The sequence below is a fragment of the Micromonospora sp. CNZ295 genome, from assembly GCF_004217535.1.
Genome location: NZ_SHKZ01000001.1, coordinates 6268108 through 6282425, shown reverse-complemented (window position 1 = coordinate 6282425; position 14318 = coordinate 6268108). Strand labels below are relative to the sequence as shown.

The 14318-nt window shown below is 67.8% G+C and carries 8 protein-coding genes and 3 rRNA genes; 7 read left to right on the top strand and 4 right to left on the bottom strand.

The features are described from left to right. Positions 1 to 40 precede the first annotated feature (40 nt). Positions 41 to 262, bottom strand: coding sequence for a hypothetical protein (locus EV376_RS29200; RefSeq protein ID WP_130328320.1), 222 nt, complete (start codon positions 260 to 262; stop codon positions 41 to 43). A 692-nt stretch (positions 263 to 954) separates the two neighbouring features. Between EV376_RS29200 and EV376_RS29195 the strand changes: the two genes are divergently transcribed. From EV376_RS29195 to rrf, 3 genes are all read left to right on the top strand, one after another. Further along, positions 955 to 2471, top strand: a 16S ribosomal RNA gene (locus EV376_RS29195). Between the two features lie 404 nt (positions 2472 to 2875). After that, a 23S ribosomal RNA gene (locus tag EV376_RS29190) occupies positions 2876 to 5984 on the top strand. A 91-nt stretch (positions 5985 to 6075) separates the two neighbouring features. Then, positions 6076 to 6192: ribosomal RNA gene (rrf, locus tag EV376_RS29185) — 5S ribosomal RNA — on the top strand. Together the 16S, 23S and 5S rRNA genes form the textbook arrangement of a ribosomal RNA operon. Positions 6193 to 6372: 180 nt before the next feature. Here the strand turns inward: rrf and EV376_RS29180 are convergent. Continuing rightward, positions 6373 to 7056: a hypothetical protein gene (locus tag EV376_RS29180; RefSeq protein ID WP_130328319.1), complete on the bottom strand. Its 684-nt coding sequence runs from the start codon at positions 7054 to 7056 to the stop codon at positions 6373 to 6375. 69 nt (positions 7057 to 7125) lie between these two features. Here EV376_RS29180 and EV376_RS29175 point away from each other — a divergent pair, with 69 nt between their 5' ends. From EV376_RS29175 to EV376_RS29165, 3 genes are read left to right on the top strand one after another with little or no spacing between them, the layout of a single operon-like run. Then, complete coding sequence (locus EV376_RS29175; protein ID WP_130328318.1) at positions 7126 to 9744, top strand: valine--tRNA ligase; 2619 nt, start codon at positions 7126 to 7128, stop codon at positions 9742 to 9744. Further along, on the top strand, positions 9741 to 11075 hold the full coding sequence (locus EV376_RS29170; protein WP_130328317.1) for a bifunctional folylpolyglutamate synthase/dihydrofolate synthase: 1335 nt from the start codon (positions 9741 to 9743) through the stop codon (positions 11073 to 11075). The genes EV376_RS29175 and EV376_RS29170 overlap by 4 nt, the downstream gene beginning before the upstream one ends. Further along, positions 11072 to 11431: a DUF4233 domain-containing protein gene (locus tag EV376_RS29165; protein ID WP_130328316.1), complete on the top strand. Its 360-nt coding sequence runs from the start codon at positions 11072 to 11074 to the stop codon at positions 11429 to 11431. Before EV376_RS29170 ends, EV376_RS29165 begins: the two co-directional genes overlap by 4 nt. Positions 11432 to 11440: 9 nt before the next feature. Here EV376_RS29165 and EV376_RS29160 read toward each other — a convergent pair whose 3' ends face one another. Then, positions 11441 to 12853 (bottom strand): VOC family protein, encoded by a 1413-nt coding sequence (locus tag EV376_RS29160; RefSeq protein ID WP_130328315.1) that lies wholly within the window; start codon positions 12851 to 12853, stop codon positions 11441 to 11443. Positions 12854 to 12995: 142 nt separating this feature from the next. Between EV376_RS29160 and ndk the strand changes: the two genes are divergently transcribed. Further along, positions 12996 to 13421, top strand: coding sequence for a nucleoside-diphosphate kinase (ndk, locus tag EV376_RS29155; protein ID WP_130328314.1), 426 nt, complete (start codon positions 12996 to 12998; stop codon positions 13419 to 13421). Between the two features lie 33 nt (positions 13422 to 13454). On the opposite strand, the gene EV376_RS29150 is transcribed toward ndk, so the two are convergent. Beyond that, complete coding sequence (locus EV376_RS29150; RefSeq protein WP_130328313.1) at positions 13455 to 14258, bottom strand: hypothetical protein; 804 nt, start codon at positions 14256 to 14258, stop codon at positions 13455 to 13457. Between the last annotated feature and the right edge of the window lie 60 nt (positions 14259 to 14318).

The following is a 14318-nucleotide window of genomic DNA, read 5'->3' as shown; positions in this document are numbered from 1 at the left end:
GGCGCTGCGACGGCGGGACTGCCGCGAGCCCTGACCGCACTCAGCCCTGGAGCAGTACACCGATGGTCGCGAGTCCGGCGATCGCCGCGGCCGTCACCAGGAGCGCGGTGGTCATCCGGGACGGTCCGCGCCGGGCCAGCCGACCGATCGACAGGACCAGGACGACGAGCACGACGGCGCCGATGACCAGCTGCCAGAACGGCAGCAGCAGCCCGAGCAGCGCGTCCGCGGCCAGGACCGGCGCCGCCATCAGATCAGCCATGTCAGTCACTCTCGCACGGCGAGGCCGGCGGTGGCGGGTGCCGTCGAGTGAACGGCGTCCGCCGCACCCGCGCCTGCCCCGCGCGGGAAGGCCGCGACGGCACCCCGGCTTCACGGATGCCCCGGCGGACGCCAGGAAGCGATGGATCTTGATTTGCCTTCGGGAAGCGGGCCGCGTACCTTTCTCTCTGCACGCGGGAGGCCGGGCGAACCGGCCGAGAACGGGCACCAGGCTCGTGGCGGAGACGCCGAGCGAGGCTGGCATCGGGCGGTGCGAGGGACTCCGGAAGACAGGGGTTGCGCTAGCGAAGCCGACCGGGTAGAGTTCTGAAGCCGGCAGGAGCCGGGCGGATGATCGCGAAGCGATTGTCGGCCGGTCTGCCGCTTCCCACGACAGGAACGACCGCCGGAGTACGGCGTGCGTCGTCGTGGATCCGGATCACTCCGAGTTGATCACCTGAGGCTCAGGTTGACGGCGAGGTGCGAGCCGGATAGGTTCGAGAGGTTGCCCCGGGCGGGGTCCCACAATGTGGGAGTTCGGCCGGTGTGTGGTTGTTCTTTGAGAACTCAACAGGGTGCTTGATAAGCCAGTGCCAATTGTTTTATACCCTGGACTGGTCGGGCCTTTTTGGTCTTGGCTGGTTTTGGATTCCTTTGGCAACATTTGTTGTTGTCGGGATTTTCTTCAATTTTTTGTTGGAGAGTTTGATCCTGGCTCAGGACGAACGCTGGCGGCGTGCTTAACACATGCAAGTCGAGCGGAAAGGCCCTTCGGGGTACTCGAGCGGCGAACGGGTGAGTAACACGTGAGCAACCTGCCCTAGGCTTTGGGATAACCCTCGGAAACGGGGGCTAATACCGGATAGGACCTGGCGTCGCATGGCGCTTGGTGGAAAGTTTTTCGGCCTGGGATGGGCTCGCGGCCTATCAGCTTGTTGGTGGGGTGATGGCCTACCAAGGCGACGACGGGTAGCCGGCCTGAGAGGGCGACCGGCCACACTGGGACTGAGACACGGCCCAGACTCCTACGGGAGGCAGCAGTGGGGAATATTGCACAATGGGCGGAAGCCTGATGCAGCGACGCCGCGTGAGGGATGACGGCCTTCGGGTTGTAAACCTCTTTCAGCAGGGACGAAGCGGGAGTGACGGTACCTGCAGAAGAAGCGCCGGCCAACTACGTGCCAGCAGCCGCGGTAAGACGTAGGGCGCGAGCGTTGTCCGGATTTATTGGGCGTAAAGAGCTCGTAGGCGGCTTGTCGCGTCGACTGTGAAAACCCGCGGCTCAACTGCGGGCTTGCAGTCGATACGGGCAGGCTAGAGTTCGGTAGGGGAGACTGGAATTCCTGGTGTAGCGGTGAAATGCGCAGATATCAGGAGGAACACCGGTGGCGAAGGCGGGTCTCTGGGCCGAAACTGACGCTGAGGAGCGAAAGCGTGGGGAGCGAACAGGATTAGATACCCTGGTAGTCCACGCTGTAAACGTTGGGCGCTAGGTGTGGGGGGCCTCTCCGGTTCTCTGTGCCGCAGCTAACGCATTAAGCGCCCCGCCTGGGGAGTACGGCCGCAAGGCTAAAACTCAAAGGAATTGACGGGGGCCCGCACAAGCGGCGGAGCATGCGGATTAATTCGATGCAACGCGAAGAACCTTACCTGGGTTTGACATGGCCGCAAAACCGGCAGAGATGTCGGGTCCTTCGGGGGCGGTCACAGGTGGTGCATGGCTGTCGTCAGCTCGTGTCGTGAGATGTTGGGTTAAGTCCCGCAACGAGCGCAACCCTCGTTCGATGTTGCCAGCGCGTTATGGCGGGGACTCATCGAAGACTGCCGGGGTCAACTCGGAGGAAGGTGGGGATGACGTCAAGTCATCATGCCCCTTATGTCCAGGGCTTCACGCATGCTACAATGGCCGGTACAATGGGCTGCGATACCGTGAGGTGGAGCGAATCCCAAAAAGCCGGTCTCAGTTCGGATCGGGGTCTGCAACTCGACCCCGTGAAGTCGGAGTCGCTAGTAATCGCAGATCAGCAACGCTGCGGTGAATACGTTCCCGGGCCTTGTACACACCGCCCGTCACGTCACGAAAGTCGGCAACACCCGAAGCCGGTGGCCCAACCCCTTGTGGGAGGGAGCCGTCGAAGGTGGGGCTGGCGATTGGGACGAAGTCGTAACAAGGTAGCCGTACCGGAAGGTGCGGCTGGATCACCTCCTTTCTAAGGAGCACCATCCGTCGAAAGGCGGTATGGAGCCCCGTGGCCCGCGAGTGTCGGGTCGGGGTGCTCATAGGCGGAGACACTGGCGAGTCAGATGCCGGCAACGGCCATGACGTCTAGTACACGCCCCCGTGTGGGGTGCAGGAACGGCGGGGTTGGTGCGGCTGGCGTCTGGTGGTGAGCACCCTGTTGGGTCCTGAAGGAACAACCCTGGTGGTTGTTGTCTTCGGATGGACCGGAAGATCCCTGCGGTGCCCCGGGTTCGGGGTGTGGGTGGGGGTTGGTCTGCCAGGCATGGCCTGGCCTCGCAAACCGGGTTCCCGGGTGGGAGCTGTAGGTGCGGGGTGGTGGGTTGTGGGTTGGTCGTTTGTTGAGAATTGCACAGTGGACGCGAGCATCTTTGTGGTCAAGTTGTCAAGGGCGAACGGTGGATGCCTTGGCACCAGGAGCCGATGAAGGACGTGGGAGGCCGCGATAGGCCTGGGGGAGCTGTCAACCGAGCTGTGATCCCAGGGTGTCCGAATGGGGTAACCCGGCATCAGTCATGTGGTGTCACCTGCACCTGAACTCATAGGGTGTGTGGAGGGAACGCGGGGAAGTGAAACATCTCAGTACCCGTAGGAAGAGAAAACAACAGTGATTCCGTGAGTAGTGGCGAGCGAAAGCGGATGGAGGCTAAACCGGCTGCGTGTGATACCTGTCAGGGGTTGCGTGGTCGGGGTTGTGGGACCCTGCTGAACATGCTGACACGTGTTCGAGGAGTTACAAAGCCAGTGGTTAGCTGAATGGTCTGGAAAGGCCGACCGTAGACGGTGATAGTCCGGTAGGTGAAAGCTGCTGGTCTTCTGTGGGTGTTCCCGAGTAGCGGCGGACTCCTGAAATCTGCCGTGAATCTGCCAGGACCACCTGGTAAGCCTAAATACTTCCTGGTGACCGATAGCGGACGAGTACCGTGAGGGAATGGTGAAAAGTACCCCGGGAGGGGAGTGAAATAGTACCTGAAACCGTTCGCCTACAATCCGTCGGAGCCTTTCGGGGTGACGGCGTGCCTTTTGAAGAATGAGCCTGCGAGTTAGTGGCATGTGGCGAGGTTAACCCGTGTGGGGGAGCCGTAGCGAAAGCGAGTCTGAATAGGGCGTTCAGTCGCGTGTCCTAGACCCGAAGCGGAGTGATCTAGCCATGGGCAGGCTGAAGCGCGGGTAAGACCGCGTGGAGGGCCGAACCCACCAACGTTGAAAAGTTGGGGGATGACCTGTGGTTAGGGGTGAAAGGCCAATCAAACTCCGTGATAGCTGGTTCTCCCCGAAATGCATTTAGGTGCAGCGTCGCGTGTTTCTTGCCGGAGGTAGAGCACTGGATGGTCTAGGGGGCCCACAAGCTTACCGAAATCAGCCAAACTCCGAATGCCGGTAAGTGAGAGCGCGGCAGTGAGACTGCGGGGGATAAGCTTCGTAGTCGAGAGGGAAACAGCCCAGATCACCAGCTAAGGCCCCTAAGCGTGTGCTAAGTGGAAAAGGATGTGGGGTCGCATAGACAACCAGGAGGTTGGCTTAGAAGCAGCCACCCTTTAAAGAGTGCGTAATAGCTCACTGGTCAAGTGGTTCCGCGCCGACAATGTAGCGGGGCTCAAGCACACCGCCGAAGCTGTGGCACTCACACAGGTACTTCGCCGGCGCCCTTGTGGTGTCGGTGCAGGTGTGTGGGTGGGTAGGGGAGCGTCGTGCCGGGGGTGAAGCAGCCGAGTGATCGAGTTGTGGACGCGGCACGAGTGAGAATGCAGGCATGAGTAGCGAAAGAAGGGTGAGAAACCCTTCCGCCGGATGACCAAGGGTTCCAGGGCCAGGCTAATCCGCCCTGGGTGAGTCGGGACCTAAGGCGAGGCCGAGAGGCGTAGTCGATGGACAACGGGTTGATATTCCCGTACCCGCGAAGGAGCGACCCTGACGAACCTCGCTGTGCTAACCACCCGAACCGCCGGAGACCTTCGGGTCGATGGTGGGGAGCGTGGGAACCTGGCGGGTAGTAGTCAAGCGATGGGGTGACGCAGGAAGGTAGCTGAGCCCGGCCGGTGGTTGTGCCGGGGTAAGCGTGTAGGCCGTGCTGTAGGCAAATCCGCAGCACATGAGGCTGAGACGTGATGCCGAGCCGATTCAGGTGAAGTCAGTGATCCTATGCTGCCGAGAAAAGCCTCTAGCGAGTTCCGAGCGGCCCGTACCCCAAACCGACACAGGTGGTCAGGTAGAGAATACCGAGGCGATCGGGCGAACTGTGGTTAAGGAACTCGGCAAATTGCCCCCGTAACTTAGGGAGAAGGGGGGCCGGAGACGTGAAGCCCCGCGCGGGTGGAGCGTTGTATGGCCGCAGAGAGCAGGGGGAAGCGACTGTTTACTAAAAACACAGGTCCATGCGAAGAAGTAATTCGATGTATATGGACTGACGCCTGCCCGGTGCTGGAACGTTAAGGGGACCTGTTAGCCCGCAAGGGCGAAGCGGAGAACTTAAGCGCCAGTAAACGGCGGTGGTAACTATAACCATCCTAAGGTAGCGAAATTCCTTGTCGGGTAAGTTCCGACCTGCACGAATGGCGTAACGACTTCCCCACTGTCTCAACCACAGGCCCGGCGAAATTGCATTACGAGTAAAGATGCTCGTTACGCGCGGCAGGACGGAAAGACCCCGGGACCTTTACTATAGCTTGACATTGGTATCTGAGGCAGCTTGTGTAGGATAGGTGGGAGCCGGTGAAACTCGCACGCCAGTGCGGGTGGAGGCAATCTTGAAATACCACTCTGGTTGGTTCGGGTATCTAACTTCGGACCGTTATCCGGTTCAGGGACAGTGTCTGGTGGGTAGTTTAACTGGGGCGGTTGCCTCCTAAAAGGTAACGGAGGCGCCCAAAGGTTCCCTCAGCCTGGTTGGCAATCAGGTGTTGAGTGCAAGTGCACAAGGGAGCTTGACTGTGAGACTGACGGGTCGAGCAGGGACGAAAGTCGGGACTAGTGATCCGGCACTGGCATGTGGAAGCGGTGTCGCTCAACGGATAAAAGGTACCCCGGGGATAACAGGCTGATCTTCCCCAAGAGTCCATATCGACGGGATGGTTTGGCACCTCGATGTCGGCTCGTCGCATCCTGGGGCTGTAGCAGGTCCCAAGGGTTGGGCTGTTCGCCCATTAAAGCGGTACGCGAGCTGGGTTTAGAACGTCGTGAGACAGTTCGGTCCCTATCCGCCGTGCGCGTAGGATACTTGAGAAGGGCTGTCCCTAGTACGAGAGGACCGGGACGGACGAACCTCTGGTGTGCCAGTTGTCCCGCCAGGGGCACGGCTGGTTAGCTACGTTCGGAAGGGATAACCGCTGAAAGCATCTAAGCGGGAAGCTCGCTTCAAGATGAGGTATCCCACCACCTCCGGGTGGGTAAGGCCCCCAGCTAGACGACTGGGTTGATAGGCCGGAAATGTAAGCCCGGTAACGGGTTCAGTTGACCGGTACTAATAGGCCGAGGACTTGACCCACAAAGCTGCTACGCGTCCACTGTGCAACTCCCGACAAACGAACAACACCCACCCCAGCAGGTGGTCGAGTTGTTTGACATGTCGATAGAGTTACGGCGGTCATGGCGGAGGGGAAACGCCCGGCAACATTCCGAACCCGGAAGCTAAGCCCTCCAGCGCCGATGGTACTGCACCCGGGAGGGTGTGGGAGAGTAGGACACCGCCGGACAACCTTCCCGTTCAGGGCCACCCACCAGGGTGGCCCTGAACGCGTTTCCGGCGCCCATAAAACGTCCGGTCGAGCGGGCCCGGCCTCGATCGACTCGGCTCTCGGCAAAACCGCATTGTCGTCGTACTCCGTCCGGCCACCAGGCCGCAGACCGAGTGGATGACCAGGAGCGGATGCGGCTCAGTCGCGGGTCTGCATCTCCTCGCGCATGTCGCCGAGGAGCCGACCCGCCTCGTCGACCGGACGGTCCGGGAACATCGCCATGACGACACTGCCGTGATCCGCCCAGCCGCAGACGGCGAAGTCCCCGCCCTCGCCGCTCGTAGTGCCGCACTTCAGCACCCCGCCGAGGCGGCCGGCGGGCAGGTCCCGCAGGCCGGTGACCGCACCGGTCTCGTCGGCCATCAACCCGAACAGGGTGTCCAGGTCACGCTCCGGCTGCCAGAGCAGGGTGGTGCCGCCGAAGATGAGCACCGAGCGACGCTCGTTCGCCGGATCGCGGTAGACGGTGCCGAAGCTGCGGTCCAACTCGATGTCGGCGGCGAAGCCGCTGCGCAGGTAGTCGGCGGTGCTGCGGGCCCGCTCGCTGTCGTCGCGGGTCAGCCCGGCGACCCGGTCCGGCGTGGCGATGGCGGTGTCCTTCTGCTGTACGACGCGCCAGCCGGCGCTGCCGACGAACCCGACGCCGGCGAGCCCCACGGCCGCCGCGAGCAGCCACGCCACCCGCCGCCGGCGGGACCGGGCCGCCCGCCGCTCGGGGGTCGCCTCGGGGTCACCGTTGCCCAGTCGGATCGGCTCGTCGGTCAGTTCGACCGGTTCGGAGGCGTCGTCGACGGGCCGCTCGGTGAGATGTGCGTCGGACATAGCCGACACCGTACGCGAAGCACCGGTGGCGCACGTCGGGTCCGCGGAAGCTCTCCGTAGACTTTCAGGGTGACCGAGAGACTGGATGCCCGACGCCCCGACGCCCCGACCCTTGCCGGCCAGTACCAGCCCGGCGAGGTAGAGCAGCGACGGTACGAGCAGTGGGTAGCCGCCGGCCACTTCCGCGCCTCGGCGGAGAGCGACAAGCCCCCGTACACCATCGTCATCCCGCCGCCGAACGTCACCGGCTCCCTGCACATGGGCCACGCCCTGGACCACACCGTGCAGGACGCGCTGATCCGGCGTAAGCGCATGCAGGGCTACGAGGCCCTGTGGCTGCCCGGCATGGACCACGCCGGCATCGCCACCCAGAACGTCGTGGAGCGGCAGCTCGCCGGGCAGGGCCTGTCCCGGCACGACCTGGGCCGGGAGGCGTTCGTCGAGCGGGTCTGGCGGTGGAAGGCCGAGTCGGGTGGCGCGATCCTCGGCCAGATGCGCCGGCTCGGCGACTCCGTCGACTGGGACCGCGAGCGCTTCACCATGGATGAGGGTCTGTCGCGAGCCGTCCAGACCATGTTCAAGAAGCTGTACGACGACGGGCTGATCTACCGCGCCGAGCGGATCATCAACTGGTGCCCGCGCTGCCTGACCGCGCTCTCCGACATCGAGGTGGAGCACAGCGACGACGACGGCGAGCTCATCTCGATCCGGTACAGCGACGAGGTTGTGGTGGCGACCACCCGCGCGGAGACGATGCTCGGCGACACCGCGGTGGCGGTGCACCCGGACGACGAGCGGTACCGGCACCTGATCGGCACCGAGGTCGAGCTGCCGCTGACCGGCCGCCGGATCCCGATCGTGGCCGACGAGCACGTCGACCCGGCCTTCGGCACCGGCATGGTGAAGGTGACGCCGGCGCACGACCCGAACGACTTCGAGATCGGCCAGCGGCACAACCTGCCCTCGCTCACGATCATGGACGAGCGGGGCGTCATCACCGCGCACGGCCCGTTCCAGGGCCTGGACCGGTTCGAGGCCCGCCCGGCGATCGTCGCGGCGCTGCGTGAGCAGGGCCGGATCGTGGCGGAGAAGCGGCCGTACGTGCACGCCGTCGGGCACTGCTCGCGCTGCCGTACGACGGTGGAGCCGCGGCTGTCACTGCAGTGGTTCGTCAACACCTCGCCGCTGGCGAAGGCCGCCGGTGACGCGGTCCGGGACGGGCGGGTGAAGATCGAGCCGGCGGAGCTGGCCAAGCGCTACTTCGCCTGGGTCGACAACATGCACGACTGGTGCATCTCCCGGCAGCTCTGGTGGGGGCACCGCATCCCGGTCTGGTACGGGCCGGACGGCGAGGTCGTCTGCGTCGGGCCGGACGAGGCGCCGCCGACCGGCGAGGGCTGGCGGCAGGACGAGGACGTCCTGGACACCTGGTTCTCCAGCGGCCTCTGGCCGTTCTCCACCCTGGGCTGGCCCGAGCAGACCCCGGACCTGGCGAAGTTCTACCCGACCAGCGTCCTCGTCACCGGCTACGACATCCTCTTCTTCTGGGTCGCCCGGATGATGATGTTCGGCCTGTACGCGATGGACGGCCGGCAGCCCTTCGACGTGGTCGCGCTGCACGGCATGGTGCGCGACGAGCACGGCAAGAAGATGTCGAAGTCGTTCGGCAACGTCGTCGACCCGCTGGACTGGATCGACCGCTTCGGCGCCGACGCCACCCGGTTCACCCTGGCCCGGGGCGCGAACCCCGGCGGCGACGTGCCGGTCAGCGAGGAGTGGTGCCAGGGCTCCCGGAACTTCTGCAACAAGCTGTGGAACGCCACCCGGTTCGCGTTGCTGAACGGCGCGCACACCGAGGGGCCGCTGCCGGCCACGGGCGAGCTGTCGACCGTCGACCGGTGGATCCTGTCCCGGCTCGCGCACGTCACCGCCGAGGTGGACGAGCAGTTCGAGGCGTACGAGTTCGCGAAGGTCTGCGACCTGCTCTACCACTTCGCCTGGGACGACGTCTGCGACTGGTACGTGGAGCTGACCAAGCCGGTGCTGGCCGCCGGCGGTCCGGCCGCCGACGCCACCCGGCGGGTCCTCGGGCACGTGCTCGACCAGCTGCTGCGGCTGCTGCACCCGGTGATCCCGTTCGTCACCGAGGAGCTGTGGATCGCGTTGACCGGTGGTGAGACGGTCATGAGGGCCGCCTGGCCGACCGCGGACCGGGCACTGGTCGACGACGCCGCCGAGGCGGAGGTCGGCACCCTCCAGCGGGTCGTCACCGAGATCCGGCGGTTCCGCTCCGACCAGGGGCTGCGCCCGACCCAGCGGGTCGTGGCCCGGCTCGACGGGCTGGCCGGCGCCGGGGTCGCCGCGCATGAGCCGCTCATCCGGTCGCTGGTCCGCCTCGACGAGGCCGGCGCGGACTTCCAGGCCAGCGCCACCCTCACCCTGCCCGGCGAGGTGCGCGTCGCCCTGGACACCCGCGGCTCGATCGACGTGGCCGCCGAGCGGGCGCGACTGACCAAGGACCGCGCCGCCGCCGAGAAGGAGGTCGCGCAGGCCCGGGCGAAGCTCGACAACCCGGCGTTCGTCGGCAAGGCCCCCGAGCCGGTGGTCCAGAAGATCCGCGACCGGCTCACCACCGCCGAGGCCGACCTGGCCCGGATCGACGCCGCTCTGGAGGCGCTGCCCTCGTGACCGACCGCACCGACTTCGCCGCCGTCGAGGCCGAGCTCGCCGGCCGCGGGTTCACCCGCATGGTCTTCGAGCTGGACCGGATCGAGTCCCTGCTGGACCTGCTCGGCAGCCCGCAGCGGGCGTACCCGTCGATCCACCTCACCGGCACCAACGGCAAGACCTCGACCGCCCGCATGATCGATTCGCTGCTGCGCGCGTTCGGGCTGCACACCGGGCGGTACACCAGCCCGCACCTGGAGACCGTCCGGGAGCGGATCAGCCTGGACGGGGAACCGGTCGGCGAGGATCGGTTCGTCGCCACGTACCGGGAGGTGGCGCCGCTGGCCCGGCTCGTGGACGAGCGGTCGGCGGAGCCGCTGACGTACTTCGACCTGACCACGGCGCTGGCGTTCGCGACGTTCGCCGACGCCCCGGTCGACGTCGCGGTGGTCGAGGTGGGCCTCGGCGGCGCGGAGGACTCGACGAACGTGCTCCAGGCCGGCGTCGCCGTGCTGACCCCGATCGGGCTCGACCACACCGAGTGGCTCGGCGACACGATCGAGGACATCGCGCTGCACAAGGCGGGCATCATCCACAAGGGCGCGACCGTGATCGCCGCCGCCCAGGAGGAGGCCGCCGCCCGGCCGATCCTCGAGCGCTGCGCCGAGGTCGGCGCCACGATCGCCCGGGAGGGTTCCGAGTTCGGGGTGCTGCGCCGGGCGGTCGCCGTCGGCGGGCAGGTGCTCACGCTGCAGGGGCTGGGCGGCGTGTACGAGGAGGTCTTCGTACCGCTGCACGGCGCACACCAGGCGCAGAACGCGGCGGTGGCGCTCGCGGCCGTGGAGGCGTTCCTCGGCGCCGGCGCCCGGCGTCAGCTGGACGTCGAGACGGTCCGGGAGGGCTTCGCCACGGCCAGCTCGCCGGGGCGGCTGGAGCGGGTCCGCACCGCCCCGACCATCCTGCTCGACGGCGCGCACAACCCGCAGGGCATGGCCGCCACGGTCACCGCGCTGCAGGAGGAGTTCGCGTTCAGCAAACTGGTCGCCGTGCTCGGCGTCCTCGGCGACAAGGACGCGGCCAGCCTGTTGGAGCTGCTGGAGCCGGTCGTCGACCAGGTGGTGGTCACCCGCAACAGTTCGCCGCGGGCGATGCCGACCCGGGAGCTGGCGGCGCTCGCCGCGGAGGTGTTCGGCCCGGACCGGGTCGAGGTGGCCGAGGAGATGCCCGACGCCATCGAGGCGGCGGTCGCGCTGGCCGAGGAGGACGTGCCGGGCGAACTGGCCGGTGTCGGTGTCCTCGTGACCGGGTCGGTGGTGACCGTGGCCGACGCCCGCCGGCTGCTCAAGCGATGAGCACCCCGGAGCAGCCGCGCCGGTCCGGGCTGCGTAACCCGGAACGGGCGGTGCGCGGGCTCGGTGCCGGGGTCCTGAGCCTGGAGGCTCTCGTGCTGGTGCTCGCCATCCAGCCGATCCGGGTGGTCGGCGGTGGGTTGAGTGGCACCGCCGTCGCCGCCGTGGTGGCGCTGGCGGTGGTGGCGGTGCTGCTGGCCGGGCTGATGCGCCGCCCGTGGGCGTGGCACGCCGGCACCGTGCTCCAGGGCGCGCTCATGCTCGCCGGCCTGCTGCACTGGTCGCTGCTGGCGCTCGGGGTCACCTTCGCGCTGGTGTGGGCGTACGCCCTGCATGTGCGCCGGGTGATCCTGGGCTGATCCGCCCGGTCAGGCGTCGGCGCGTTCCCGCCACTGGGTCAGGGCGATGCCGTACCCGTCCGGGTCGCGGAAGGCGGCCGCCCAGACCTCCAGCTTCAAGCCCCGGTTGACGACCCGTGGCGGGTACGTGAAGCGCACGCCGGAATCGCGCAGCCGGGCGTACGCCGCCTCGATGTCGTCGACCTCCAGGTTCACGTGCACCGGCCGGCTCCGGACCGGCGCCGCCTCGGTGACCTCGCGCAGCACCAGCCGGGTCGGCCCGCTTGCGAGCACGGCGTTGCCGGAGCCCCGGTCGACCTCGGTGAACCCGAGGTCCCGGTAGAAGGTGACGGACCGCGCAAGGTCGGTGACCAGCAGCGTGAGCCCCACGCCGGCGATCGGCGGGTCGGCGCCGGCGGCCGCGCCGAAGATCGCCTCGTCGAGGTCCTCCGCGGCCGCCGCCTCCTCGGCGGCGTGGGGCGGGGTCGGGTCGTCCAGGGGCAGGTCGAGCGGATCCGCCGGGGCCGGCACGCGGAAGGTGCGGGCCGGCGGCGGGTCGGGCGCCCGGCCCGGGTACGGGTCGCCGGCGGCCTCGGCCCGGTACGGGTCGGTGGCCTCGGCCGGGTACGGGTCGCCGGTGGCCTCGGCCGGGTACGGGTCGCCGGCGGCCTCGGCCGGCGGAGAATACGGGACCCCGGCGGACGGGTCGAACCGCTCCTCGGCCGGGGGGCGCGGGCTCGGGGTGGCCCGGCGCGGCAGGTCGTTCCTGGTTGGTATCTCGACCAGTTCACCGTCCAGCACCTTCGGCCCGCCGGGAACCTGGTGCACGACGACCGTCTCCCGCTCGACCGGCGGCTCGACCGGGTCGCCGTACGGGTCGCCGTAGGGGTCGCGGAAGTCGTCCTCCGGTGCCCGGCCGGCCCACGGCGGCGCCTCCTGCCGGATCAGTACCTCCTCCACCGGATCCGGGTCGGCGAAATCCGGGGGCAGGTCCGCGACGACCGCCGCTGTCTCGGCGTGCGTCGGCACCTCGTCCCACAGGACGCGGACGTGCCGCTGGTCGTCCAGCGCGACCCGGATGGGCAGGGTCTGGCCCGGCGCCGGCCACTTGGCGACCGGCACCCGCGGCTCGATGATCTTCTTGGACCTGGGCGGCAGCCCCGGCGCGTCGATGACGAGCTGCAGCTCGCAGCGGCCGAACGCGTACTGGGTGGGTGGCTCGGAGACGGTGTGCACCGTGCCCTCGCCGATGACCCAGGTGCGCCCGCCCGCGCGGACGGTGGCCAGCGCGATCGCCAGGATCAGCAGCGCGCCGCCGAGCGCCACGATCGACCAGCTGGTCATTCCCAGGCCGAACAGGATCACGAAGGTGGCCACCGTGCCCAGCACCGCACCGACCAGCTTGCGGACCGGCGCGATGGGTCGGCTACCGCCATTCGCCACTGTGGACCTCCCGGGGATAAGGGCCAGGCTAGGCCGGGTCGGCCGGCGGGGGAAGGGTCCGGCCGCCGAACCGGCGCCGGGACCGGGTCGCTACGCTGACGGTACCCAGCCCGACCGCCTTCCGCGCACAGGAGGAAACAGCGTGTCCAGCAGCAGCCCGGACGAGCGCACGCTCGTACTGATCAAGCCCGACGCGGTTCACCGCGGGCTGGTCGGCGAGATCATCTCCCGCTTCGAGCGCAAGGGGCTGCGGATCGAGGCGATGGTGCAGCGGACGATGGACGGCGACTTCGCCGACCAGCACTACGCCGAGCACGTCGACAAGCCGTTCTACCCGCCGCTGAAGGCCTTCATGACCGGCGGGCCGCTGGTGGCGCTGGTGCTCTCCGGCGACCAGGTCATCGAGGTGGTGCGCGGCATGATCGGCGCCACCGACGGTCGCCGGGCCGCCGCCGGCACGGTCCGGGGCGACCTGTCCCTGTCGAACCGGGAGAACCTGGTGCACGCCTCCGACTCCGTCGACAGCGCCAAGCGCGAGATCGGGCTCTGGTTCCCCGAGCTGGGCTGAGCGGAGCCGCGTCCGGGCCCCGGACGCATCGGATCAGCCGGCCGGCGCCGGCGTCGGGGCGGGCGGGAGCGCGTCGAGGTTGCGGACGACCCGCTCCGCCAAGGCGACAGCGCGGGTGCGCGCCTCCGCCGTGACCGCCCGCTGCTCGCGGGGACGGGCGGGGCGGGCGCAGAGCACGGTCGTCTCGATCAGGTAACCCCCGTGGCGGACGATCACCCGGGCGTGACCAAGCAACGGGTAGTAGCCGCCCGCGTCGAGGTCCTCGGTGTCGGCGGTGGCGGTGGCGAGCACCCCGGTCGCGCCGGCCACCCGCACCGTGCCGCTGGCCCCCCGGTACCCGATCACGCCGCTGTGCGGCTCGCCGAGCAGGTGGGTGGCGCCACCGGTGCACGTCGTTCCCCGCATCGCGTCGAAGGCCTGCTCCACCGGCGGCGGGGTCGCGTCGGGCCGGTCGACGGCGACGACCCGGACCTTGCCGATCGCCTCACCGCGCTGCCCGCCGCCCCGGTAGGCGGCGGGCTTGGTCTGGGCGCGGATCGTGAAGAACGACCTGACGCTTACCGGATCCCGGTAGTTGCCGACCAGCGGTGCCGGCATGTCGCACAGGCCGAGCTGCACGCGCGCGTGGGCGGTCTCCTCGGCGCTCTGCAGGGCGCCGAGACCGGCGGCGGCGCCGCGCACCGCGCCGAGGACCGCCGGTCCTTCGTGTTCCGGCCCGGGCGTCGCGGTGGGTGTCGGTGACGGCGGCCCGGCCGCCGGGGTGGCCGGCGCCTCGGCGCCGCAGCCGGCGAGCAGAGCCGCCGCCACCATGGCGGCCGGGAACAGTGGAAATCGCACGCGTCCTCCCCCGTCGGCGTGATCGCGGACCACTGTAGAACATCCGGCGGCGCCGGGGAC

Coding starts and splice junctions, on each gene's coding strand:
- EV376_RS29200 (WP_130328320.1), bottom strand. CDS start 262: ATGGCTGATCTGATGGCGGCGCCGGTCCTGGCCGCGGACGCGCTGCTC.
- EV376_RS29180 (WP_130328319.1), bottom strand. CDS start 7,056: ATGTCCGACGCACATCTCACCGAGCGGCCCGTCGACGACGCCTCCGAA.
- EV376_RS29165 (WP_130328316.1), top strand. CDS start 11,072: ATGAGCACCCCGGAGCAGCCGCGCCGGTCCGGGCTGCGTAACCCGGAA.